At 72.2% G+C, this 23649-nt stretch carries 18 protein-coding genes and 2 pseudogenes; 10 read left to right on the forward strand and 10 right to left on the reverse strand.

Annotated features, from left to right (window positions below; all coding sequences use genetic code 11):
* Positions 1–90 precede the first annotated feature (90 nt).
* A complete protein-coding gene (locus tag H0H10_RS31890) occupies positions 91–1530 on the forward strand; it encodes an amino acid permease (protein WP_188184641.1) in 1440 nt (479 codons plus the stop codon).
* On the opposite strand, the gene H0H10_RS31895 is transcribed toward H0H10_RS31890, so the two are convergent.
* Positions 1490–1927, reverse strand: a complete 438-nt coding sequence (locus H0H10_RS31895) for an ATP-binding protein (RefSeq protein ID WP_309141938.1) — start codon at positions 1925–1927, stop codon at positions 1490–1492. The genes H0H10_RS31890 and H0H10_RS31895 overlap by 41 nt on opposite strands.
* Positions 1928–2250: 323 nt before the next feature.
* Here H0H10_RS31895 and H0H10_RS31900 point away from each other — a divergent pair, with 323 nt between their 5' ends.
* Both H0H10_RS31900 and H0H10_RS31905 read left to right on the forward strand, forming a co-directional pair.
* Entirely contained in the window at positions 2251–3078 is an 828-nt protein-coding gene (locus H0H10_RS31900) for an enoyl-CoA hydratase family protein (protein ID WP_188184643.1), read from the forward strand.
* Positions 3063–5450 (forward strand): bifunctional salicylyl-CoA 5-hydroxylase/oxidoreductase, encoded by a 2388-nt coding sequence (locus tag H0H10_RS31905; protein ID WP_188184644.1) that lies wholly within the window; start codon positions 3063–3065, stop codon positions 5448–5450. The genes H0H10_RS31900 and H0H10_RS31905 overlap by 16 nt, the downstream gene beginning before the upstream one ends.
* Positions 5451–5457: 7 nt before the next feature.
* Here the strand turns inward: H0H10_RS31905 and H0H10_RS31910 are convergent, their stop codons facing one another.
* From H0H10_RS31910 to H0H10_RS31920, 3 genes are all read right to left on the reverse strand, one after another.
* Entirely contained in the window at positions 5458–6351 is an 894-nt protein-coding gene (locus H0H10_RS31910) for a sulfotransferase family protein (RefSeq protein ID WP_188184645.1), read from the reverse strand.
* Between the two features lie 96 nt (positions 6352–6447).
* Positions 6448–7278 carry a PaaX family transcriptional regulator gene (locus tag H0H10_RS31915; protein ID WP_188184646.1) on the reverse strand — a complete coding sequence of 277 codons (831 nt, stop codon included), beginning with the start codon at positions 7276–7278 and terminating at the stop codon, positions 6448–6450.
* A gap of 15 nt (positions 7279–7293) precedes the next feature.
* Complete coding sequence (locus H0H10_RS31920; RefSeq protein ID WP_373566937.1) at positions 7294–8907, reverse strand: AMP-binding protein; 1614 nt, start codon at positions 8905–8907, stop codon at positions 7294–7296.
* 117 nt (positions 8908–9024) lie between these two features.
* Here H0H10_RS31920 and H0H10_RS41525 point away from each other — a divergent pair.
* From H0H10_RS41525 to H0H10_RS31940, 5 genes and pseudogenes are all read left to right on the forward strand, one after another.
* A pseudogene (locus tag H0H10_RS41525) lies at positions 9025–9438 on the forward strand (acyl-CoA dehydrogenase family protein); the annotation flags it as partial.
* Between the two features lie 402 nt (positions 9439–9840).
* A pseudogene (locus tag H0H10_RS41330) lies at positions 9841–10614 on the forward strand (acyl-CoA dehydrogenase family protein); the annotation flags it as partial.
* Positions 10611–11009, forward strand: a complete 399-nt coding sequence (locus H0H10_RS31930; protein WP_188184648.1) for a RidA family protein — start codon at positions 10611–10613, stop codon at positions 11007–11009. The pseudogene H0H10_RS41330 and the gene H0H10_RS31930, both read left to right, overlap by 4 nt.
* A 152-nt stretch (positions 11010–11161) precedes the next feature.
* Complete coding sequence (locus tag H0H10_RS31935; RefSeq protein WP_188184649.1) at positions 11162–11602, forward strand: DUF6299 family protein; 441 nt, start codon at positions 11162–11164, stop codon at positions 11600–11602.
* Positions 11603–11861: 259 nt separating this feature from the next.
* Positions 11862–13487, forward strand: coding sequence for a cellulase family glycosylhydrolase (locus H0H10_RS31940; RefSeq protein WP_188184650.1), 1626 nt, complete (start codon positions 11862–11864; stop codon positions 13485–13487).
* Positions 13488–13533: 46 nt separating this feature from the next.
* Here the strand turns inward: H0H10_RS31940 and H0H10_RS31945 are convergent, their stop codons facing one another.
* Both H0H10_RS31945 and H0H10_RS31950 read right to left on the reverse strand, forming a co-directional pair.
* The gene (locus tag H0H10_RS31945; protein WP_188184651.1) at positions 13534–14442 is read right to left on the reverse strand and encodes a DUF2637 domain-containing protein; all 909 of its coding nucleotides are present in this window, start codon (positions 14440–14442) and stop codon (positions 13534–13536) included.
* 12 nt (positions 14443–14454) lie between these two features.
* A complete protein-coding gene (locus tag H0H10_RS31950) occupies positions 14455–14634 on the reverse strand; it encodes a hypothetical protein (protein WP_188184740.1) in 180 nt (59 codons plus the stop codon).
* A 237-nt stretch (positions 14635–14871) separates the two neighbouring features.
* Here H0H10_RS31950 and H0H10_RS31955 point away from each other — a divergent pair, with 237 nt between their 5' ends.
* On the forward strand, positions 14872–15669 hold the full coding sequence (locus H0H10_RS31955; RefSeq protein WP_188184652.1) for a VOC family protein: 798 nt from the start codon (positions 14872–14874) through the stop codon (positions 15667–15669).
* Between the two features lie 70 nt (positions 15670–15739).
* Here H0H10_RS31955 and H0H10_RS31960 read toward each other — a convergent pair whose 3' ends face one another.
* From H0H10_RS31960 to H0H10_RS31970, 3 genes are all read right to left on the reverse strand, one after another.
* Positions 15740–17269 (reverse strand): helix-turn-helix domain-containing protein, encoded by a 1530-nt coding sequence (locus H0H10_RS31960; protein ID WP_188184653.1) that lies wholly within the window; start codon positions 17267–17269, stop codon positions 15740–15742.
* Between the two features lie 221 nt (positions 17270–17490).
* On the reverse strand, positions 17491–18729 hold the full coding sequence (locus H0H10_RS31965) for an MFS transporter (RefSeq protein WP_188184654.1): 1239 nt from the start codon (positions 18727–18729) through the stop codon (positions 17491–17493).
* A 116-nt stretch (positions 18730–18845) separates the two neighbouring features.
* Positions 18846–19442 carry a TetR/AcrR family transcriptional regulator gene (locus H0H10_RS31970; protein ID WP_188184655.1) on the reverse strand — a complete coding sequence of 199 codons (597 nt, stop codon included), beginning with the start codon at positions 19440–19442 and terminating at the stop codon, positions 18846–18848.
* Between the two features lie 266 nt (positions 19443–19708).
* Between H0H10_RS31970 and acnA the strand changes: the two genes are divergently transcribed.
* A complete protein-coding gene (gene acnA, locus H0H10_RS31975; protein ID WP_309141939.1) occupies positions 19709–22426 on the forward strand; it encodes an aconitate hydratase AcnA in 2718 nt (905 codons plus the stop codon).
* Positions 22427–22494: 68 nt separating this feature from the next.
* On the opposite strand, the gene H0H10_RS31980 is transcribed toward acnA, so the two are convergent.
* Positions 22495–23475: an acetylxylan esterase gene (locus tag H0H10_RS31980; protein WP_188184657.1), complete on the reverse strand. Its 981-nt coding sequence runs from the start codon at positions 23473–23475 to the stop codon at positions 22495–22497.
* Positions 23476–23649 lie beyond the last annotated feature (174 nt).

The raw sequence follows: 23649 nt of genomic DNA on the forward strand, positions 1-23649 counted from the left end.
GACCGGCGGCACCGGAGCCACCCCTTCCGGTGCCGTCGGCCGCGACCACCGTCGCGCCCCCCGCACCACCAGAAACGAGCACCACCCGCAATGCCCGCTTCCCGCATCAAGTCCCCCCACCTCCTCGTCGCCGAATCCGGCGCGGACCGCGAAGGCCACGGCCTGAAGCGCACCATGGGGCTGTTCCAGCTCGTCTGCTTCGGCGTCGGCGCGATCGTCGGCACCGGCATCTTCGTCGGTCTGTCCGACTCGGTCGCCGAGGCCGGCCCGGCCGTCGTCGTCTCCTTCGTCCTGGCCGCCATCACCTGCGTCTTCACCGCGTTCGCCTTCGCCGAGCTGGGCGGGGCCATCCCGGTCTCCGGATCGTCGTACTCCTTCGCCTACGCCGGACTCGGCGAGACCACCGCCTTCCTGGTCGGCTGGTGCCTGCTGCTGGAGTACGGCGTGTCGGTCTCCGCGGTCGCCGTCGGCTGGAGCCAGTACGTCAACGAGCTCCTGGACGGCGTGTTCGGCCTCCAGCTGCCGCACGCGCTCTCCGCCGGACCCGGCGACGGGGGAGTGGTCAACCTGCCCGCGGTGATCGTCATCGCCCTGGCCTGCGTCCTGCTGGTGCGCGGGGTGCGGGAGAGCGCCCGGGCCACCGCCGCGATGGCCGTCCTCAAGCTGGCCGTCCTCGTCGCCTTCTGCGCCATCGGCTTCACCGCCTTCAAGGACGGGAACCTGAGCCCGTTCTCCCCGGCGGGCCTCGGTGGCATCGGCGCCGGCACCACGGCCGCCTTCTTCTCGTACATCGGCTTCGACGCGATCACCACGGCCGGCGAGGAGGCCAAGAACCCGCGCCGCGACATCCCGGTCGCCATCCTGGTCTGCATCGGCCTGGTCACCCTGCTGTACTGCGCGGTCGCCCTGGCCGCGATCGGCGCGCTCGGCGGCGACGAGGTCGGCGAGCGGCCCGCCGCGCTGTCGTACGTGGTCAACGAGGTGACCGGCTCCACGGTCGGCGGCGCCGTCGTCGCCTTCGGCGCGGTCGTCGCGATCGCCTCGGTGGTCCTCGCCGTGATGTACGGCCAGACCCGGATCCTGCTGTCCATGTCCCGCGACGGCCTCGTCCCACGCGTGTTCGAGAAGGTCTCGCCGCGGACGGCCACGCCCGTCGCCGGCACGCTGATCGTGGGCGTCGTCTTCGCGCTCCCGGCGGCCTTCGCGTCGCTGGACGCCGTGGTCAACCTGTGCACCATCGGCACGCTGGCCACCATGGCCGCCGTCAACATCGCGGTGATCGCGCTGCGCCGCCGCGAGCCGGGCCTCGCCCGCACCTTCCGGGTGCCCCTGTACCCGGTGACCCCCCTGCTGGGCGTCGGCTTCTGCCTCTACCTGATGTACGAGACCGGCCGGGCGACCTGGATCCAGTTCGCGGTGTTCCTGGCGGTGGGGCTGCTGGTGTACCTGGCCTACGGGCGCCGGAACTCCCGGCTGGCCCGGACCGGCGTCACGCCGGACGCCGCTGAGCGGGTACCGCAGGCAGTCTGAACCAGACCGCCTTGCCGGAGCCGGTGGGGCGGTGACCGCAGGACGAGCTCAGGGCGCGGATCAGCAGCAGGCCGCGCCCTCCCTCCTGCCAGAGGTCGGGCTCGGTGCGCGTCGGACGGGTCAGATCCCCGGGCGGCGCCGGGTCCGGATCGTGCACCTCGACCTGGCAGCCGGTCGGCCGCACCTCCACCACCAGCTCTATCGGGGCGTCGCCGGAGGTGTGCTCGACGGCGTTGGCGACCAGTTCCGCCGTCAGGAGCTCCGCGGTGTCGCAGTCGGCCGCGTGCTCCAGCTCGGCCAGCGCCGTACGGACCAGGGCACGGGCCACCGGCACGGCCGCGGCGGTGTGCGGCAGTGCGATGCGCCAGGAAGCGGGGGCTTGTGAGCGATCGTGCACGGCTTGTCCGTTCGTGGAGCAGGGCTGTCCTGTCCTGCTTTCAACTTTATGAATGGTACGGCGCCGCCCGGCAGAGCCCTTCGACGGGCACCGCGCGGGACCTTCGGCCCCGCCACTCAGGTGGCCTACCCGGGTGAACGGCTGCCCTTGCATCCTTTCTCCCGCCGTTACGGCCTCATCGGGATCCGGTGACGGATGTCACGGAAGCCGATCGTCCGGTACTTCCCGCGGCACGGCCCGCTATCGCGTACTCGTGACGACAGTCACAGACTGGTGATACCTTCGAGAGGCAGCGCTCAGTGAGCCCCGGGAGGCCGCCCGTCATGAGTCCCTTCACCGGCTCCGCCGCCCGCACCCCCGACTGGCGGCACCTGCGCGTCGACCTCGCCGACGGCGTCGCCACCGTCACCCTCGCCCGCCCCGACAGGCTCAACGCGCTGACCTTCGGCGCCTACGCCGACCTGCGCGACCTGCTCGCCGAGCTGTCCCGGGAACGGTCCGTACGGGCCCTGGTGCTGGCCGGCGAGGGGCGCGGCTTCTGCTCCGGCGGCGACGTCGAGGAGATCATCGGCGCGACCCTGTCCATGGACACCGCCCAGCTGCTGGACTTCAACCGGATGACCGGACAGGTCGTGCGGGCCGTGCGGGAGTGCCCCTTCCCGGTGATCGCCGCGATCCACGGCGTCGCGGCGGGCGCCGGGGCGGTCCTCGCGCTGGCCGCCGACTTCCGGGTCGCCGACCCCTCCGCCCGCTTCGCCTTCCTGTTCACCCGGGTCGGCCTGTCCGGCGGCGACATGGGCGCCGCCTACCTGCTGCCCCGGGTCGTCGGCCTCGGCCACGCCACCCGGCTGCTGATGCTCGGCGAGCCGGTGCGGGCGCCCGAGGCCGAGCGGATCGGCCTGATCAGCGAGCTGACCGACGAGGGCCGCGCCGACGAGGCCGCCCGGGCACTCGCCCGCCGCCTGGCCGACGGCCCGGCACTGGCACACGCCCAGACCAAGGCCCTCCTGACGGCGGAGCTGGACATGCCGCTGGCCGCCGCCGTGGAGCTGGACGCCTCGACCCAGGCCCTGCTCATGAATAGCGAGGACTACGCCGAGTTCCACGCTGCCTTCACGGAGAAGCGCCCTCCGAAATGGCAGGGACGGTGAGCATGCCGACCGAAGGGGCGCGGGGCCGTGTCGATGTGCGGCTCCGCCGCGGGGCGCGAGCGACCACGACGCGCCCGCAGCCGCAGGACAGAACCGGCCACCCCCTACGCGCAGCGATCGTCGGCGGAGGCCCCGGCGGCCTCTACACCGCCGCCCTCCTCAAACGCCTCGACCCAGCCCGAGAGATCACCGTCTGGGAACGCAACGCCCCCGACGACACCTTCGGCTTCGGCGTCGTCCTCTCCGACGAAACCCTCGGCGGCATCGAACACGCCGACCCGGTCGTCTACGAAGCCCTCCGGCAGCACTTCGTCCGCTGGGACGACATCGACATCGTCCACCGAGGGACCCGCCACACCTCCGGAGGGCACGGCTTCGCCGCCCTCGGCCGCCGCCGGCTCCTGCAGATCCTGCACGAGCGCTGCCGCTCCCTCGGTGTCCGCCTGCGCTTTCGCACCGAGGCCCCGGACCCCGCCCGGCTCGCGGAGACCCACGATCTCGTCGTCGCCGCCGACGGCGTGCACAGCACCACCCGCGACGCCTACGCCGACGTGTTCCGGCCCCGGATCACCGGCCACCGCTGCCGGTACATCTGGCTGGCCGCCGACTTCGCCTTCGACGCCTTCCGCTTCGAGATCGCCGAGACCGAGCACGGCGTGATGCAACTGCACGGCTACCCCTACGCGGCCGACGCGTCCACCGTCATCGTCGAGATGCGCGAGGAGGTCTGGCGGGCGGCCGGATTCGACGGGGCGGACGAGCAGGAGTCGGTCGAGCGCTGCGCCAAGATCTTCGCCGACGCCCTCGGCGGCCGGCCGCTGCGCTCCAACAGGTCCGCGTGGACCACCTTCCGCACGGTGGTCAACGAACGCTGGTCGCACGGCAACGTCGTCCTCCTCGGCGACGCCGCCCACACCGCGCACTTCTCCATCGGCTCCGGCACCAAGCTCGCCGTCGAGGACGCGGTCGCGCTCGCCGCCTGCCTGGAGGAGCGCCCCTCGGTCGAGGAGGCCCTGACCGCCTACGAGGAGGAGCGGCGCCCCGTCGTCGCCTCCACCCAGCGCGCGGCCCGCGCCAGCCTGGAGTGGTTCGAGGACCTGCCCCGGTACCTCGGCCGGCCGCCCCGCCAGTTCGCCTTCGACCTCCTCACCCGCAGCCGCCGCGTCACCCACGGCAACCTGCGGCTGCGCGACGCCCGCTTCACCGAGTCCGTCGAACGCGAGTTCGGCTGCCCGCCCGGCACGCCCCCGATGTTCACCCCGTTCCGGCTGCGCGGCCTGACCCTGCGCAACCGGGTCGTCGTCTCCCCGATGGACATGTACTCCGCCACCGACGGCGTCCCCGGCGACTTCCACCTGGTCCACCTCGGGGCCAGGGCCCTCGGCGGCGCCGGGCTGGTGATGACCGAGATGGTGTGCGTCAGCGAGCAGGGCCGCATCACCCCCGGCTGCGCCGGGCTGTACACCGGCCGGCAGGCGGACGCCTGGCGCCGGATCACCGGCTTCGTGCACGAGCACTCACCCGGCACCGCGATCGGCGTGCAACTCGGCCACAGCGGGCGCAAGGGCTCCACCAGGCTGATGTGGGAGGGCATGGACGAGCCCCTGCCGGACGGCAACTGGCCGCTGGTGGCCGCCTCCCCGCTGCCGTACAAGCCGCACGGCCAGATCCCGCGGGAGCTCTCGCGCGCCGAGCTCACCGACATCCGCGAGCAGTTCGCGTCCGCCGCCCGGCGGGCCGCCCGGGCCGGTTTCGACCTGCTGGAACTGCACTGTGCCCACGGGTACCTGCTCTCCGGCTTCCTGTCCCCGCTCACCAACCACCGCACCGACGCCTACGGCGGCTCCCTGGAGAAGCGGCTCCGCTTCCCGCTGGAGGTCTTCGACGCCGTGCGGGACGTGTGGCCCGAGGAGCGGCCGATGACGGTGCGCATCTCCGCCACCGACTGGGCCGAGGGCGGGACGAGCGCCGAGGACGCGGTGGAGATCGCCCGCGCCTTCGCCGCGCACGGCGCCGACGCGATCGACGTCTCCACGGGGCAGGTCGTCGACGGCGAGCGGCCGGAGTTCGGGCGGTCGTACCAGACGCCGTTCGCGGACCGGATCCGGCACGAGGCGCAGGTCCCGGTGATCGCCGTCGGCGCGATCTCCTCCTGGGAGGACGTCAACTCACTGATCCTGGCCGGACGCGCCGACCTGTGCGCCCTGGCCCGCCCCCACCTGTACGACCCGCACTGGACGCTGCACGCGGCGGCCGAGCAGGGCTACGACGGTCCGGGCACCGCCTGGCCGGCCCCCTACCGGGCGGGCAGCCGGCCGCCGCGCACCGGACGCACCGACGCGCCCAAGCCCCGGCTCTCGCCGAGCGGCTGACGGCCCCTCAGATGCCGGTGTAGCCCCACGCCTCGCACATCGGACGCAGCGGCTCGGCGATCTCGTCGTCCGCCGGCAGCGCGCGCCCGGGCTGCACCGTGCCGGTGCGGATGTTGTCCCGCCAGTCGCCGAGCCCTCTGACCAGGTCGGCCCCGCTCTTCTTGCCGTAGTCGAGCATGGCCGGCTCGTACTCGACGCCGAGGTACGCACACAGCCGGCGCATCTCCCGCCCCGGGTCGGCGGTGATGTCCTCGTAGCGCACGGTGCACGCCCCGGTCGCGGCCGTGCGGACCTTCTCGACGGCCGTCATGTACCGCAGCACGTCGGTGACGGCCTTGTCGTACGGCCGCTTGACGGGGTCGCTCTCGTGCCAGGAGCGGGCGATCGACTCCGGGTGGCGCAGCAGCAGCACGAACCGCGCGTCGGGCCAGCAGTCCCTGATCCGCTGGTACATGAAGGCGTTGGCCGGCGTCTTCTCGACGATGAAGTCCTTGCCGGACTTCACCAGTTCCCGGTGCATGACACGGTCCCACAGCAGGTGCTCCAGGTCGCCGCGCTTCAGCCCGAGCGCGCCCATGGCCCGCTCGGAGTGCCAGTTGTTGCAGGTGACGTCCATCCGGCCGAGGTGCAGCTCGTGCAGGGTGTGCAGCCGCGAGTGGGCGCCCAGCATCATGCGCAGCAGTGTCGAACCGGACCTGATCGAGGAGATGATGAAGACCGGCTGCCGCAGCAACCGGTCGGTCGGCAGCTCCTCGGCCGACGGACACCGGTACAGGGCCGCGGCCCGCTCCGCGGGTTCCGGGGCGGCCGCGGCCTTCGGCTTCGCCGCCCGGGGAGCCCGCCGCACCTGGAGGCCGGTGGTGACGGTGAGGGCCCGGTTCAAGCTACGCATGAGACTCATGCGTCAGGACGCTAGGCACGGAACCTGAGAAGACGGTCTGAAGAGGCTGAGGGTTCCCTTATCGCACGCACATGTGATGCGGGACACGTCCGTACCTCACTGCTCGCCCACCCCCGCGAAGACCGCCCCCGCGTCCCTGAGCCGTTCGTGCAGGGCCCGGAAGACCGCCGCCGACCGCACGCCCGGCCAGTTTCCGGGCAGCAGCCGGGCGGGCAGCCCGGGGTCGGTGTAGGGCAGGTGGCGCCAGGAGTCCAGGGCGAGGAGGTAGTCGTGGTACGCGTCCTCCGGCGGGGTGTCCTCCCGGCCCTCCCAGTCGCGCAGGACGCGCGCGTGGCGGTCGAGGAACGCCTCGTGCTCCTTGGCGATGGCGGCCAGGTCCCACCAGCGCGCCGCGGCCTCGGCGGTCGGCGTGAAGCCCAGGTGCTCACCGCGGAAGAAGTCCACGTACGCCTCCAGGCCCAGCCGGGCCAGCGTGTGCCGGGTCTCCTCGTACAGCCGGGCCGGGGCGATCCACACGCCGGGGGCGGCGGTGCCGAAGCCGAGCCCGGCCAGGCGGGAGCGCAGCACGTGCCGCTTCTGCCGCTCCGACTCGGGCACGGAGAACACGGCGAGCACCCAGCCCTCGTCCTCGTAGGGCGCCCGCGCGTAGATGCGCCGGTCCCCGTCGTCGAGCAACTGCCGGGCCTCGGCGGACAGTTCGTAGCCGGCGGCGCCCTGGGCCGTGCGGGCGGGCACCAGCAGTCCGCGTCGCTTCAGCCGGGACACCGACGAACGCACGGACGGCGCGTCCACCCCGACGGCCGCCAGCAGCCGGATCAGCTCGGCGACGGGCAGCGGGCCCGGCACGTAGCGGCCGTACGCGCCGTAGAGGGTGACGATCAGGGACCTCGGGGCGTGCTGCGCATGCTGGTCGGACACGTTGATCATCTTAGGTCGTCGGTATCACGCCCGGTCGCCTCGGGTGTCGCCGGCGCCCAGCAGCCGGAACCGCTGGAGCTTGCCGGTCGCCGTGCGCGGCAGCGCGTCCCGGAAGAAGATCTCGCGCGGGCACTTGTACGGTGCCAGCTCGGACACCAGGAACGCGCGCAGCGCCTCGGCGTCCCGCTCGGCGCCCTCCTTGAGCACGGCGTAGGCCACCACGACCTGTCCGCGCGACGCGTCCGGCCGGCCGACCACCGCCGCCTCGACGACGTCCGGATGCCGCAGCAGCGCCTCCTCGACCTCCGGCCCGGCGATGTTGTAGCCGGCGGAGATGATCATGTCGTCGGCGCGGGCCACGTACCGGAAGTAGCCGTCGGGCTCGCGGACGTAGGTGTCCCCGGTGATGTTCCAGCCGCCGCGCACGTACTCCCGCTGCCGCGGGTCGGCGAGATACCGGCAGCCGACCGGACCGCGCACCGCCAGCAGCCCGGGCTGCCCGTCGGGCACGGGCTCACCGCTCTCGTCCTGCACGCGCGCGTGCCACCCCGGCACGGGGACGCCCGTCGTGCCCGGCCTGATGTCCCCGTCGGCGGCGGAGACGAAGATGTGCAGCAGCTCCGTCGCCCCGATCCCGTTGATGATCCGCAGACCCGTGCGCTCGTGCCAGGCCCGCCAGGTGGACGCGGGCAGGTTCTCGCCCGCCGAGACGCAGCGCCGCAGGCAGGTGAGGTCGTACCCGTCCAGCTCGTCGAGCATCGCCCGGTAGGCCGTCGGCGCCGTGAACAGCACCGACACCCGGTGCTCGGCGACCGCGGGCAACAGCTGCCGGGGACCGGCCTGTTCGAGCAGCAGGGCGCTCGCCCCGGCCCGCATCGGGAAGACGACCAGCCCGCCGAGCCCGAAGGTGAAGCCGAGCGGCGGACTGCCCGCGAACACGTCGTCCGCGCGGGGCCGCAGCACGTGCCGGGAGAAGGTGTCGGCGATCGCCAGCACATCGCGGTGGAAGTGCATGCACCCCTTGGGGCGTCCGGTGGTGCCCGAGGTGAAGGCGATCAGCGCCACGTCGTCGGCCGCGGTCTCCACGGCCGGATACGGCGCGGAGGGCGCGGTGCGACGCAGCAGGTCGTCGGGCGCGTCGCCGCCGTAGGTCGTGATCCGCAGGCCCGGGATCTCCGCCTTGGCGAGGTCGTCGACGGCGCGGACGTCGCACAGGGCGTGCCGCACCCGCGCGATCTCGCACATCGTGCTCAGCTCGTGCGGCCGCTGCTGGGCCAGCACGGTCACCGCCACCGCGCCCGCCTTCAGCACCGCCAGCCAGCAGGCCGCCAGCCACGGGGTGGTGGGGCCGCGCAGCAGCACCCGGTTGCCGGGGACGACACCGAGGTCGCCGGTGAGGAGGTGGGCGATCCGGTCGACGCGGGCGCGCAGCTCCCCGTACGTCCAGGTGCCGCCGGAAGGGGTGCGGAAGACCGGGCGGTCGTCGGGCGGGCCGGTGAGCAGTTCGGCCGCGCAGTTCAGCCGCGCGGGGTAGCGCAGCTCCGGCAGGTCGAAGCGGAGCTCGGGCCACTGGTCGGCGGGCGGCAGGTGGTCGCGCGCGAAGGTGTCGACGTGGGCCGAGCGGTGCGGATCTGCCACGGCGGTTCGCCCCCTTTGTCGTGGTGGGCTCGCGCAACGAGCGTATCGTGTTGGTGACGACAGTCAACGGTTCGCGATAGCCTCGTCGTGGGTCAACGGGCAGTGAAGGGACCGGCGATGACCGCATTCTCGCTCGAACCGGCACAACTGACCTGGTGCGAGGAGCTGCGCACCCTGGCGGCCGAACGGCTGCGCCCCTTGGCCGAGAAGGGTGAACCCGGCCGCGTCAACCGCCCCTTGGTCGCCGAACTCGGCAGCCTCGGCCTGCTGTCCCGGCTCTTCACCTCCGGCGCGCTCGACCTGTGCCTGATGCGCGAGTCCCTCGCCTACGCCTGCACGGAGGCCGAGACCGCCCTCGCCCTCCAGGGCCTGGGCGCCCATCCGGTGCACGCCCACGGCACCGCGGCCCAGCGGGCCCGCTGGCTGCCGCGCGTGCGCGACGGCAGCGCGGTGGCCGCCTTCGCCCTGAGCGAGCCCGCCGCCGGCTCGGACGCGGCAGCGCTGACACTGCGCGCGGAACCGGCGGACCGGCCGGACGCACCGATACGGCCGCAACGGCACGGCCCACCGGACGCCGACACCGGCCCGGCGCACCGACCGGGCGAAGGGCCGGCCACCGGGGAACGCGGCGGGCGTTCCGCTTCCCCAGGCGATCCACCGGTCACCGGGGGGCGGGCCGGACGTGCCGGGTCTCCGGGCGAAGGGCCGGTCAGCGGGGAGCGCGGTCCGCGTGCCGGCGCGGCGGGTGACCCCCCGGCCGCGGGGGCGTCGGGCGGGTACGTCGGTCCGGCGGCCGGCGGTCCGGGTGCGGGGGAGCGTGGCGGGTACGCAGGCTCGCGCTCGACGGGTGACAGCCCGGACGCGGGGGCTCCGGGCGCGTTCGGCGGTTCCGGTGTGGGGGAGCGCGGTGGCTCCGACGGGGTGTCGGATGCCGCGTCGGCGGACGCGTCGGTTCTTGCCGCGCGTCGCGACGGCAGGGCCGGCTGGCGGCTCACCGGGGAGAAGTGCTGGATCTCCAACGCCCCGGAGGCCGACTTCTACACCGTCTTCGCCCGCACCACCCCGGACGCCGGAGCCCGTGGTGTCACGGCCTTCCTGGTGCCCGCCGACCGCCCCGGCCTCACCGGCACGTCCCTCGACATGCTCTCGCCGCACCCGATCGGCGCCCTGACGTTCGACGCCGTGCCCGTCACGGCCGACGACGTGCTCGGCGAGCCGGACCGCGGCTTCCGGGTCGCCATGGGCACCCTCAACCTGTTCCGCCCCAGCGTCGGCGCGTTCGCGGTCGGCATGGCGCGGGCGGCCCTGGACGCGACCCTGGCGCACACCGGCGCCCGTGACGCCTTCGGCGGCAAGCTCCGCGACCTGCAGACCGTGGCCCACCAGGTCGCCGAGATGGCCCTGCGCACCGAGGCGGCCCGCCTGATGGTGTACGCGGCGGCGACGGCGTACGACGAGGGCGCGCCGGACGTCCCGCAGCGCGCCGCCATGGCGAAACTGCTCGCCACCGAGACCGCCCAGTACGTCGTCGACCGGGCCGTCCAGCTGCACGGCGCCCGCGCCCTGCGCCGCGGCCACCTCCTCGAACACCTCTACCGCGAGGTGCGCGCCCCCCGCGTCTACGAGGGAGCGAGCGAGGTGCAGCGCGGCATCATCGCCAAGGAGCTGTACCGGAAGCACGACGCGGACGAGGAGGCCGGGGCATGACCGCCGAACGGGTGAACCCGCCCGAACTCTCCCCGCCCACCGGCTTTTCCCACGCCGTCGTCGCCACCGGCACCCGCGTCGTCTTCCTGGCCGGTCAGACCGCCCTCGACGCCGACGGCAAGATCACCGGCGACACCCTCCCCGAGCAGTTCGCACAGGCCCTCACCAACCTGCTGACCGCCCTGCGCACGGCCGGCGGCACTCCGGCCGACCTCGCCCGCGTCACCGTCTACGCCACGGACGTCGCCGCCTACCGCGCCCACGCCGCCGAACTGGGCCGCCTGTGGCGCCAACTGGCCGGCCGCGACTACCCGGCCATGGCCGTCGTGGAGGTCGTACGCCTGTGGGACGAGCGGGCCCTGGTGGAGCTGGACGGATTCGCCGTACTGCCGTGACCGCGGGCCCTTCGGCCAGGCGCCGGCCCTGCTCGGCGGTGAGGCCGTCGGGCGGAGCGGACTCGCCACCGAAGGGTGACGATGACGGCCGCCGGCCCGTCCGCCCGGTACCAGTGGAATCCCCTCCACTCGAACAACCGGGAGACCCCACCATGCGTGTACGACCCGCCGCCTGCGCAGCGGCCGCCGGCGCCGCCCTGTTCCTCCTCGCGGCCCCGGCCGCGACCGCGGCCCCCGACGACGGAACGGAGACGGTGACCGTCGACCGGACCGGCAGCATCGCCACGGACGGCACCATCACCCTCTCCGGCACCTACCGCTGCCTGTCCGGCACCAATCCGGTCTTCGTCAGCTCCTCCCTGTCCCAGGGTTCGGGCCTCACCTCGTACGGCATCGGCGGCACCCGCGCCGTGTGCGACGGACAGGAGCACCGCTGGGTGAACACCGGCCGGGTCCTGTCGTCCCCCGCCGCCCTGAAGGCCGGCCCGGCCCATGTCGAGGCGACCCTGATGGAACTGCGCCAGGTGGGGCTCATGCAGCTGCCGGCCTTCCACGCCATCCAGCGCCAGGACATCACCCTCGTCGAGGCCTGATCGCGTCCCGTGCAGATCGGCTCGACCGTCACCACCCCCGCGCCACCGGACCAGCGCGGGGTCGGGTGTACCGGTTAAGCAGGCTGGCTCAAAGCATTCGTAATGCGCTGAACAACTAAACTTAACCGGTTCTGTATGAAGTGTTGTGTCGCCCATGGGGGCCGCTTAATCTCGGGGCCGTGCCCCGCACCACCCCGTGTCCAGCGTTGTCATGCACAGGACTGATTCGACGTGCCCTCCATCGAGCCGGGAGCCCCCCATGAGAAAGAAACTGGCCGCCGCGACGAGCACCCTCCTCGCCGTGTGCGCCTCCCTCCTCACCGTCGCCCAGCCGGCCCACGCCGCGGACGCGGCCGGATTCCACGTGAGCGACGGCCGCCTGCTCGACGCGAACGGCGAGGACTTCGTCCTGCGCGGTGTCAACCACGCGCACACCTGGTACCCCGACCGCACCGACCAGGCCCTGAAGGACATCAAGGCCCTGGGCGCCAACTCCGTACGGGTGGTCCTCAGCACCGGCGACCAGTGGACCAGGAACGACACCGCCGACGTCGCGCACGTCGTCGCCGAGTGCAAGGAGAACCGCCTGGTGTGCGTCCTGGAGGCGCACGACACCACCGGCTACGGAGAGGCGGGCGCCGCGGCCCCGCTGTCCCGGGCCGTGGACTACTGGCTCGGCGTCAAGGACGCCCTCGTGGGCCAGGAGAAGTACGTCCTCGTCAACATAGGCAACGAGCCGTACGGCAACACCGGCTACCAGGCGTGGACCGCCGACACCAAGACCGCGATCGGACGGCTGCGCACGGCCGGACTCGACCACACCCTCATGGTCGACGCACCCAACTGGGGCCAGGACTGGTCGTTCACCATGCGCGACAACGCCGCGGACGTCTTCGCCGCCGACCCGGACCGCAACACCGTCTTCGACATCCACATGTACGGCGTGTACGACACCGCCGCCGAGGTGCGCGACTACCTCGGCCGGTTCGTGCAGGCCCGACTACCGGTCGTGGTAGGGGAGTTCGGGGACATGCACTCCGACGGCAACCCGGACGAGGACGCCATCATGGCCACCGCCCAGTCCCTCGGCATCGGCTACCTGGGCTGGTCCTGGAGCGGCAACGGCGGCGGCGTCGAGTACCTGGACCTGGCCCAGAACTTCGACCCCGGCCGGCTGAGCGCCTGGGGCCGGCGGCTGTTCGACGGAGCCGACGGCATCAAGGCGACCGCCCGGGAGGCGAGCGTCTTCGCCGGCTCCGGCGGCGACACCACCGCCCCCACGGCCCCCGGCACCCCCACCGCCTCCGGCATCACCGCGCGCAGCCTCCGGCTCGCCTGGCCGGCCGCCACCGACGACACCGCGGTGACCGGGTACGACGTCGTCCGTGTCGACGGCTCCACCGAGACCGTGGTCGCCACCTCCGCCACTCCCGGCGCCGACATCACCGGCCTGGCCCCGAAGACCGCGTACACCTTCGCCGTCTACGCCCGGGACGCGGCCGGCAACCGTTCGTCCCGCTCCGCCTCCGTCACCGCCACCACCGCGGCCGACCAGGGCGGCGAGACCGGGTCCTGCGCGATCGCCTACCGGCTCAGCGACTGGGGCAGCTCCTTCAACGCCGAGGTGACGATCCGCAACACCGGCACCGCCCCGGTCGACGGCTGGCGGCTGGACTTCGCCTTCCCGGGCGGGCAGCGGATCAACTCCGTGTGGAACGCCAGGGCGACCCAGGACGGCGACCGGGTCATCGTCACCCACGAGTCCTGGACCAGGACCATCCCCGCCGGCGGATCGGTGAGCTTCGGCCTCAACGGAACGTCCACCGGCGGCAACGGCGTCCCCGCGTCCTTCACCCTGAACGGCGCGGCCTGCACCACGGGCTGACCGCGACCTGAAAAGAAAAAAGGGGGCGCCCCGTCGGGGCGCCCCCTCACCGTCCGGACGTGGGCCGCTGCCCCGTCGGCCGGCCGGGCGGGCCGGGCACGCGGCGCGCCGGGCGGTCCCGGGCGCCGGACCGCGTGGGATCGGCGGGATGCCGCTGGTGCGGGAACGGCAGGTCCCGGGCCGGCTCACCGGAGTGCGCCGGTGCGGCGCGCTGCCGGTGCCGCGGCACGCTTCTGCGGGGCGGACGGGTGAGCGTGATCTGCCGGACGACCTGCTGGAAGCAGATCAGCGAGGCCAGCCCGGGCAGGGCGGCCGCCGCGGTGTCGGTGGGCGTTCTGGGCGCCTGGGCGACGCACAACAGCATCGCGATGCACGAGAAGAGCAGGACCACGGCCCAGGAGTGGACCGCGCGGCGCCGGTGCAGCGCGGCCCGCAGGACGGACAGCGAGGCCACCAGCCAGGGCCCGTAGACCAGCAGTGGCCACCACGAGACGACCCCGTCCTGCGCGCGGGACACCGCGGTCAGGCGCAGCGGCTCGTAGGCCACCATCCCGCCGAACAGACTCACGGAGGCCGCGATGACCGCGGCCAGCGCCGCGAGGAAGAGGCTCGCGGCGCGCAGGCGGCTCACCTTTCTGCCTCTGCGGACCCTGCGGTGGCTCGTGGGGGAATCTCTCAGCGGGGGCAGTTCGGCGGTGATCTCCTGCAGATTGCCCAGCGGCGATCCCGGCGCCGGGTCGATGGCCGAGGCGTCCGTCTCCTGCGCGGCGTGCGCCTGCTGCTCCATCGCGTCCTGGAGCAGGAAGGCCAGTTCCTCGGCCGGGTCCCACCCCGGGTCCGGAGGCACCAGGGCTTCCGGGTGCGCTTCGGCGGGAGCCCGGTGCCGGCCGGTGCCCGCAGCGGGGAACGGCCCCTCGGCGTAGGACGTGCGGCGATCGATTCGTTCGTGATGCATGAGGGGGCCGGATCACTCCGCCCGCGTGTACGTCAGGGTGCCCTGTGACCGGCTCCGCTGCTCGGCGAGCCCCGCCTCCAGCTCGGTCAGGACGTCCAGGAGCCGTTGGAGGACGGGTTCGGTCACGCGGTGGGACGAACACCCCCCTTCGGTGACGTCGCCGTGCTCCCGTGCCAGCAAGTAGGAGACCATTTCCCCGTTTTCCTCGGTCATATCCGAAGTAACGTCTGCATACTCCGTCGGATGCGCGGCAGTCGAGTGAACGATTTCTAGGATGCTTACGCAATAGAGAATTCACACAGGCCCGAAAGTATCCCTGTAGGAAAAGCGGGAAATGACGCGAGAGCGTCCGGACGGCCGGGCCGGCGCGCGAGTGCCGGTGCCCGGTGTCACGCTGGGATCACACCGGACCTGCGAAAGGGAATCGCCGTGATCACCACCGATTTCGTCCCCGGCTCCCCCTGCTGGCTCGACCTCGGCGCCCCCGACGTCAGGGCCGCCGCGTCCTTCTACGGTGCCGTGCTCGGCTGGGAGTTCGAGTCCATGGGGGAGGGTGAGGACACGGAGGGCGGGACGTTCCGGAAGGACGGCAAAATCGTCGCCGGGCTCGGCAGGCTCACCGAGGAGGGAGCGCGCTCCGCCTGGATGATCTACTACCGCGTCGTCGACGCCGACGCCACGGCCGAGGCCGTTCAGCGCGCCGGCGGCACGGTGCGGGTGGCCCCGACGGACCTGGACGACTGGGGCCGGATGGCGCAGTTCAGCGACCCGCTGGGAGGCCAGTTCGCCGTCTGGCAGCCGGGGAGGGAGAAGGGCGTCGAGCTGGTGGACCTGCCGGGCTCGCTGTCCTGGACCGAGCTGTACACGAGCGACGCCGCGGCGGCGAAGGAGTTCTACGGCGGTGTCCTCGGCTGGCGGTTCAGCGACATGGAACTGCCGGGCGGCGGGGGCACGTACTCCCTCATCACTCCCGCCGGTCTCCCCGAGGACCGTATGCAGGGCGGCGTCATGCAGCTCCGCGAGGGGGACCTCGCCCTGGCGGACGGGCGGCCGTACTGGCACCCGGTCTTCGCCGTCGCCGACTGCGACGCCGCGGTCGCCGCGGTCACCGGCAACGGCGGCAGCGTGCAGATGGGGCCTAAGGACGCGGAGGGCGTGGGCCGGCTGGCCGTCTGCCTGGACCCGTCGAACGCGGACTTCGTACTCCTCACCCCGTCCGGCCCCTGAAGCCCTGCGCACCGGTCCCCGCGGCCCGCGTGCGCGCGGGCCGCGGGGACCGTGTGACGGCGTCCGCCGGTCAGATGTCCCGGAACGTCTCGATCTGCGCCCCCACCGAGTTCAGGCGCTCGGCCAGGTCCTCGTAGCCGCGGTTGATGACGTACACGTTGCGCAGCACGGACGTGCCCTCGGCCGCCATCATCGCCAGCAGGACGACGACGGCGGGGCGCAGGGCGGGCGGGCACATCATCTCGGCGGCGCGCCAGCGGGTGGGGCCCTCGACCAGTACCCGGTGGGGGTCGAGGAGTTGCAGGCGTCCGCCGAGGCGGTTGAGGTCGGTCAGGTAGATGGCGCGGTTGTCGTAGACCCAGTCGTGGATGAGGGTCTGGCCCTGCGCGGAGGCCGCGATCGCCGCGAAGAACGGGACGTTGTCGATGTTCAGCCCCGGGAACGGCATCGGGTGGATCTTGTCGATCGGCGCCTCCAGCTTGGAGGGCCGGACGGTGAGGTCCACCAGGCGGGTGCGGCCGTTGTCGGCGACGTACTCGGGCGTGCGGTCGTGGTCGAGGCCCATCTCCTCCAGGACCGCCAGCTCGATCTCCAGGAACTCGATCGGGACCCGGCGCACCGTCAGCTCCGACTCCGTCACCACCGCGGCGGCCAGCAGGCTCATCGCCTCCACCGGGTCCTCGGAGGGGGAGTAGTCCACGTCGACGTCGATGACCGGCACGCCGTGCACGGTGAGCGTGGTGGTGCCGATGCCCTCCACCTTGACGCCCAGCGCCTCCAGGAAGAAGCACAGGTCCTGGACCATGTAGTTGGAGGAGGCGTTGCGGATGACGGTGACGCCGTCGTGGCGGGCGGCGGCCAGCAGCGCGTTCTCGGTGACCGTGTCCCCGCGCTCGGTCAGCACGATCGGGCGGGCGGGGCGGACGGACCGGTCGACCACGGCGTGGTACTGACCCTCCGTCGCCGCCACGTCCAGGCCGAAGCGGCGCAGCGCGATCATGTGCGGCTCGATGGTCCGCGTCCCCAGGTCGCAGCCGCCCGCGTAGGGCAGCTTGAAGCGGTCCATGTGGTGCAGCAGCGGGCCGAGGAACATGATGATGGACCGGGTGCGCACCGCGGCCTCGGCGTCGATGGCCGCCATGTCGAACTCGGCCGGCGGCACGATCTCCAGGTCGACGCCGTCGTTGATCCAGCGGGTGCGTACGCCGATGGAGCCGAGCACCTCCAGGAGGCGGTAGACCTCCTCGATGCGGGCGACCCTGCGCAGCACGGTGCGCCCCTTGTTGAGCAGCGAGGCGCACAGCAGGGCGACGCAGGCGTTCTTGCTGGTCTTGACGTCGATGGCACCGGAGAGGCGACGGCCGCCGACCACTCGCAGGTGCATCGGACCCGCGTAGCCCAGGGAGACGATTTCGCTGTCCAGCGCTTCGCCGATCCGGGCGATCATCTCAAGGCTGATGTTCTGGTTCCCGCGCTCGATGCGGTTGACGGCGCTCTGACTGGTGTTGAGCGCCTCCGCAAGCTGCGACTGCGTCCAGCCGCGGTGCTGCCGGGCGTCACGGATGAGCTTGCCGATGCGTACGAGGTAGTCGTCTGCCATGGGGTTGAGGTTATCTCAGATATGAGATGGCGCCTCTCGGGGGGTCCGTTCGGGTGACACGGCGCCAGAAGTCCCTGGACGGAGGGGTATGAGGTCGCCCGAAAGAATCGGGAAAATCCGGCGATGTCGTACTCGGTGGCCCGAGCGGGTGGGGGGCTGCGGTCTGTTCCCCACCCGCCGGAACCGAGTTCCCCACCCGCCGCCGGAGCCGCCCGGTCCGGTCAGGTCCTCGCCCGCGCCGTGGAGTTCGCCGCCGCGGGCGTGCCGGTGCCCGTTTCGAGGGGGTCCGGCGCTTCGGTTGCCGCCGGTGCCGGGCCGGTGCGCCCGCGTCCTCCGAGCTCCGGCAGCAGGCTCAGCAGGCCGAGGAGGGCCAGCGCGGCGCCGAGCCACAGCGGGGAGCGCAGTCCGAAGGCGTCCACGAAGACGCCGCCGGCCGACGAGCCGATGACGACGCCGAGGGTGATGAAGGACGAGTGGACCGTGTTGACGAGCGGACCGTGGTTCCCGGCCCGCTGGACGCGGGTCACCATGGCCGGGTTCATGGTCACACCGACCAGGCCGATGCCCATCATGAGGACGGCCGCGGCGGCGCTCACGTGGGCGAAGAGCGCGAAGCCGGTCAGGAACAGGGCGTTGAGGGCGAGGCCGGCCACCTGTACGCCGATGGTCCGCCGGTCGGCGAGGCGCGCGACGACGGTGTTGCCGGCGACCGTGGCGGCGCCGTAGGCGATGAGCAGGACGGGGACCGTCGACTCGCCGAAGCCGCTGACCTCCGTGAGGATGGGATTGAAGTAGCTGAAGGCGGAGAAGGTGGCGCCGATGATGAGCGTGCTCGTGCACAGCGCCGGCCACAGCCGTGGCTTCCGGAAGACCCGGACCTCCTCGCGCAGCGTGCCCGCGGAGCCGCCGGGACGGTCGAGCCGGGGAACCCCGAGGAGCGTGGCCACGGCGGCGACGACGGTGAGTGCCGAGATGGCCCAGAAGGCGGCCCGCCAGCCCAGGTTGCCGCCGATGAAGGTGGCCATGGGCAGTCCGAGCAGGGTGCCGAGCATGAGGCCGTTCATGGCCACGCCGATGGCGCGCCCGCGGACCTCTTCACGGGTGATCGAGGAGCACACCGAGATGGCGACCCCGAAGAACGCCTGCGAAGCCGTCCCGGTGATGACGCGGGCGGCCAGCATGACGCCGTAGCTTCCGGCGGTCGCGGCCAGGACGTTGCCGGCGAGGAAGACGGCGAAGAGGACGAGCAGCGCCGGCTTGGGGCGCAGCCTCATCAGCGCGACGGTCAGGAAGGGGCCGCCGACCGCCATGGCGACGGCGAACGCGGTGATGAGGTAGCCGATCTGAGGGACGGTCGCATCCAGCCCCTCCGCCATCTGCGGCATGAGGCCGGCGACGACGAACTCGCTGGTCACCATGGCGAAGATGCCTAGGGCCAGCACATGGACAGCGCGTGGCATGAGCAGGTCACATCCTTGGTCGGATTCGGATTGCGTGTCGTTCCGTCGAGAGTTTTGTATTGATCAGTTCAAAATCGGGGCATGCCTGGACGGCAGGCCGTCCGGTGTGCGGTGGGTCAGGGGGCGAGGGCGTCCAGTGCGGCGTCCGCGATGCTCTCCAGCGCGCTGCGGTCGAGGCCGTTCTGGGCGGAGACGCGCATGCCCGCGACGGTCGCGTTGAGGAACAGGGCGAACTCGCGCGCGCTGCGGGTCCCGGAGATCTCTCCGGCGTGCTGACCGGATGCGATGAGGTCCTGCAGGGTCCCGAGGCGCCGCTCCAGGTCGCGCTGCAGCAGCCGGGCGGCCTCCGGGTCGCGCCGTGAGAGCTCCACGCTGCTGTTGACTCCCAGGCAGCCGATGCCGAGCCGCTCGCGGCGGTTGGCCTCTTCGGTGTCGATGACCGAGGTGAACATGTTCCGCAGGCGAGTGAGGGGCGGCTGGGCGGGATCGCCCAGGATGGCGGCCTGGTTGTCCGCCATGGTGTCGAGGTAGTTCGCCAGCGCGCGGATGAACAGGGCGTGCTTGCTGGAGAAGGTGTTGTAGATGCTGCTGCGCCCCAGGCCGGTCGCCTCGCACAGGGCCTGGGTCGACGCGGCCTCGTACCCCGTCTCCCAGAACAGGCGCATGGCACCGTCCAGGGCGCGCTCTTCGTCGAAAGTCCTCGGTCGCGCCATGCCGGCAGGCTAACAGTATTGGACTGGGCAGTTCAATACGCGTCCCGGCGGCCGTCCGGCCTTCCGTCGCGACGGCTCGCCGGGGCCGGACATGACCAGCACGCCCCCATGTACTAGAGTTATCTCGACATCGAGATATCTGCCGAGGCGCACCGCAGCCGCCACCCTGGTAAGGGTTACCTAACTTAGCCTTACCTTAGCGGATCGGCCAGGGCGGCGTGGCGGCAGGATGCGGTGGTACGCGCACATAAATGAAGGAGACTGTCGTGTCGGCGAACAGCTTCGACGCCCGCAGCACGCTGCAGGTGGGCGACGAGTCGTACGAGATCTTCCGGCTGGACAAGGTCGAGGGCAGCGCGCGCCTTCCCTACAGCCTGAAGGTGCTGCTGGAGAACCTGCTCCGCACCGAGGACGGCGCGAACATCACCGCCGACCACATCCGTGCCCTCGGCAACTGGGACTCGCAGGCCCAGCCGTCGCAGGAGATCCAGTTCACGCCGGCCCGCGTGATCATGCAGGACTTCACCGGCGTGCCCTGTGTCGTGGACCTCGCCACCATGCGCGAGGCCGTCAAGGAGCTCGGCGGCGACCCGGCGAAGATCAACCCGCTGGCCCCGGCCGAGCTGGTCATCGACCACTCCGTCATCGCCGACAAGTTCGGCACCAACGACGCCTTCAAGGTGAACGTCGACCTGGAGTACGGCCGCAACAAGGAGCGCTACCAGTTCCTGCGCTGGGGCCAGACCGCCTTCGACGAGTTCAAGGTCGTCCCGCCCGGCACCGGCATCGTCCACCAGGTGAACATCGAGCACCTGGCCCGTGTCGTCATGGTCCGCGACGGCAAGGCGTACCCCGACACCCTGGTCGGCACCGACTCGCACACCACCATGGTCAACGGCCTCGGCGTCCTCGGCTGGGGCGTCGGCGGCATCGAGGCCGAGGCCGCCATGCTCGGCCAGCCGGTCTCCATGCTGATCCCGCGCGTCGTCGGCTTCAAGCTCACCGGTGAGCTGCAGCCCGGCACCACCGCCACCGACCTGGTGCTGACCATCACCGAGATGCTGCGCAAGCACGGTGTCGTCGGCAAGTTCGTCGAGTTCTACGGCGAGGGCGTCGCCGCCACCTCCCTGGCCAACCGCGCCACCATCGGCAACATGTCGCCCGAGTTCGGCTCCACCGCCGCGATCTTCCCGATCGACGACGAGACGCTGAGCTACATGCGCCTGACCGGCCGCTCCGAGCAGCAGGTCAAGCTGGTCGAGACGTACGCCAAGGAGCAGGGCCTCTGGCTGGACCCGGCCGCCGAGCCGGACTTCTCCGAGAAGCTGGAGCTGGACCTGTCGACGGTCGTCCCGTCGATCGCCGGCCCGAAGCGCCCGCAGGACCGCATCGTCCTGGCGAACGCCGCCGAGCAGTTCAAGCAGGACGTGCGCAACTACGTCGACACCGTCGACGAGGCCGGCCAGGAGTCCTTCCCGGCCTCCGACGCCCCGGCCGTCGCCCCCAACGGCGCCCCGAGCAACCCGGTCCCGGTCACCGCCCCCGACGGCACCACCTACGAGCTGGACCACGGTGCGGTGACGGTCGCGGCCATCACCTCCTGCACCAACACCTCCAACCCGTACGTCATGGTCGCCGCCGCCCTGGTGGCCAAGAAGGCGGTCGAGAAGGGCCTGACCCGCAAGCCGTGGGTCAAGACCACCCTCGCCCCGGGCTCCAAGGTCGTCACCGACTACTTCGAGAAGGCGGGCCTGACCCCCTACCTCGACAAGGTCGGCTTCAACCTCGTCGGCTACGGCTGCACCACCTGCATCGGCAACTCCGGCCCGCTGCCGGAGGAGGTCTCCAAGGCCGTCAACGACCACGACCTCGCCGTCACCTCGGTCCTGTCCGGCAACCGGAACTTCGAGGGCCGCATCAACCCCGACGTCAAGATGAACTACCTGGCGTCCCCGCCGCTGGTCGTGGCCTACGCCATCGCGGGCTCCATGAAGGTGGACATCACCAAGGACGCCCTGGGCACCGACACCGACGGCAAGCCGGTCTACCTGAAGGACATCTGGCCGACCGAGGCCGAGGTCAACGACGTCGTCGCCAACGCCATCGGCGAGGACATGTTCGCCAAGTCCTACAGCGACGTCTTCGCGGGCGACGCCCAGTGGCAGGCGCTGCCGATCCCCACCGGCAACACCTTCGAGTGGGACGCGGAGTCGACCTACGTCCGCAAGCCCCCGTACTTCGAGGGCATGCAGATGGAGCCGGCCCCGGTCGAGGACATCTCCGGCGCCCGCGTGCTCGCCAAGCTCGGCGACTCGGTCACCACCGACCACATCTCCCCGGCCGGCGCCATCAAGGCCGACACCCCGGCGGGCAAGTACCTCACCGAGCACGGTGTGGAGCGTCGTGACTTCAACTCCTACGGCTCCCGCCGAGGCAACCACGAGGTCATGATCCGCGGTACGTTCGCCAACATCCGCCTGCGCAACCAGATCGCGCCGGGCACCGAGGGCGGCTACACCCGCGACTTCACGCAGGACGGCGGGCCGGTCTCCTTCATCTACGACGCCTCGCAGAACTACCAGGCCGCCGGCATCCCGCTGGTCGTCCTGGCCGGCAAGGAGTACGGCTCCGGCTCGTCCCGCGACTGGGCCGCCAAGGGCACCGCGCTCCTCGGCGTCAAGGCCGTCATCGCCGAGTCCTACGAGCGCATCCACCGCTCCAACCTCATCGGCATGGGCGTCCTGCCGCTGCAGTTCCCGGAGGGCGCCACCGCCGAGTCCCTCGGCCTGACCGGCGAGGAGACCTTCTCCATCTCCGGCGTGACCGAGCTGAACGACGGCACCACGCCGCGCACGGTGAAGGTCACCACCGACACCGGCGTCGAGTTCGACGCGGTCGTCCGCATCGACACCCCCGGTGAGGCGGACTACTACCGCAACGGCGGCATCATGCAGTACGTGCTGCGCAGCCTGATCCGCAAGTAGGCGGCACGGCACAGCGGTCGAGGGCCGCATCCCCGGCACGGGGGTGCGGCCCTCGCCGTGCGCGGCCCTCACACCGCCTCCCGCAGCCACGCCAGTTGCCGGCGCACGTGCACCGCGTCTCCCCCCTCGTGGCCGTTGAACGGGTAGGCGTGGATCTCCTTGCCGGGCTCCGTGCCGGTCAGTTCGGCGTAGCGGTTGAAGGCGGCGTACGCCCCGCTCGGCGGGCACACCGTGTCGCGCAGGCCCACGCCGAAGTGGGCCCGCGCCGTCGCGCGGCGGGCGAAGGAGACGCCCTCCAGATACGACAGGGTCCGGTACGCGGCCTCCTCGGCGCCGCGGTGCACGGACAGGTAGGCCGCGATCTCGCCGTAGGGCCCCGCGTCGGTGAGGTCCAGCGCGCGCCGGATGCCGCACAGCAGCGGGGCGGTGACGAGGACCGCCGTCAGATCCGGCACCAGGCCCGCGACCGCGAGTGCCAGCCCTCCGCCCTGGCTGTTGCCGACGGCCGCCGTACGGGCACCGTCCACGCCCGGCAGCGCCCGGAGCGCGGCGACCGCGCGCACCGCGTCGGTGATCAGCCGGCGGTAGTGGTGGTCCTCCGGAGCGAGCAGGCCGCGCACGGCCGCGCCGGGGCCGCCCGGCGCACCGGCGTGCGGGTCCGGGGTGTCGCCGCCGCAGCCGTACTGGTCGCCCTGGCCGCGGTTGTCCATCAGCAGATGCGCGTACCCGGCGTTCACCCAGGTCAGCCGCTCGTGGGGCAGGCCGCGTCCGCGGCCGTACCCCGTGTACTCGACGACCCCCGGCAGCGGCCGGTCCGCCCCGGCCGGCCTGCTGAACCAGGCGCGCACCGGATCGCCGCCGAAGCCCCGGAACGTCACGTCCCAGGTGCGGGTGAGCCGCAGGCCGTTGTCCACCGGGCGCACCGACACCAGCGGGTCGCCGGCCGCCCCGGCAAGGGTGCGGCGCCAGAAGTCGTCGAAGTCGGGGGGCTCGTCGAGGGGCGGGCGGTGGCGCTCCAGCTCCGTCGGCGGCAGGTCGAACGCGGGCACGGCGGCACCTCGCAGCGGGCTCGGGGACCGATTGTTGCGCTCAATTCCCAGAAAGTTCCGGACGACCGTAGCAGCCCGGCTTTCGCTGCCACAGACGCAGGTCATTGCCTTCCCGTCCCGCACACCTCTCAATCCTCGCCGTGCAGCAGCCATTGACAGCGCTTTCCAGGTGCC

The organism is Streptomyces griseicoloratus (genome assembly GCF_014534645.1).
Classification (GTDB): Bacteria; Actinomycetota; Actinomycetes; order Streptomycetales; family Streptomycetaceae; genus Streptomyces; species Streptomyces griseicoloratus.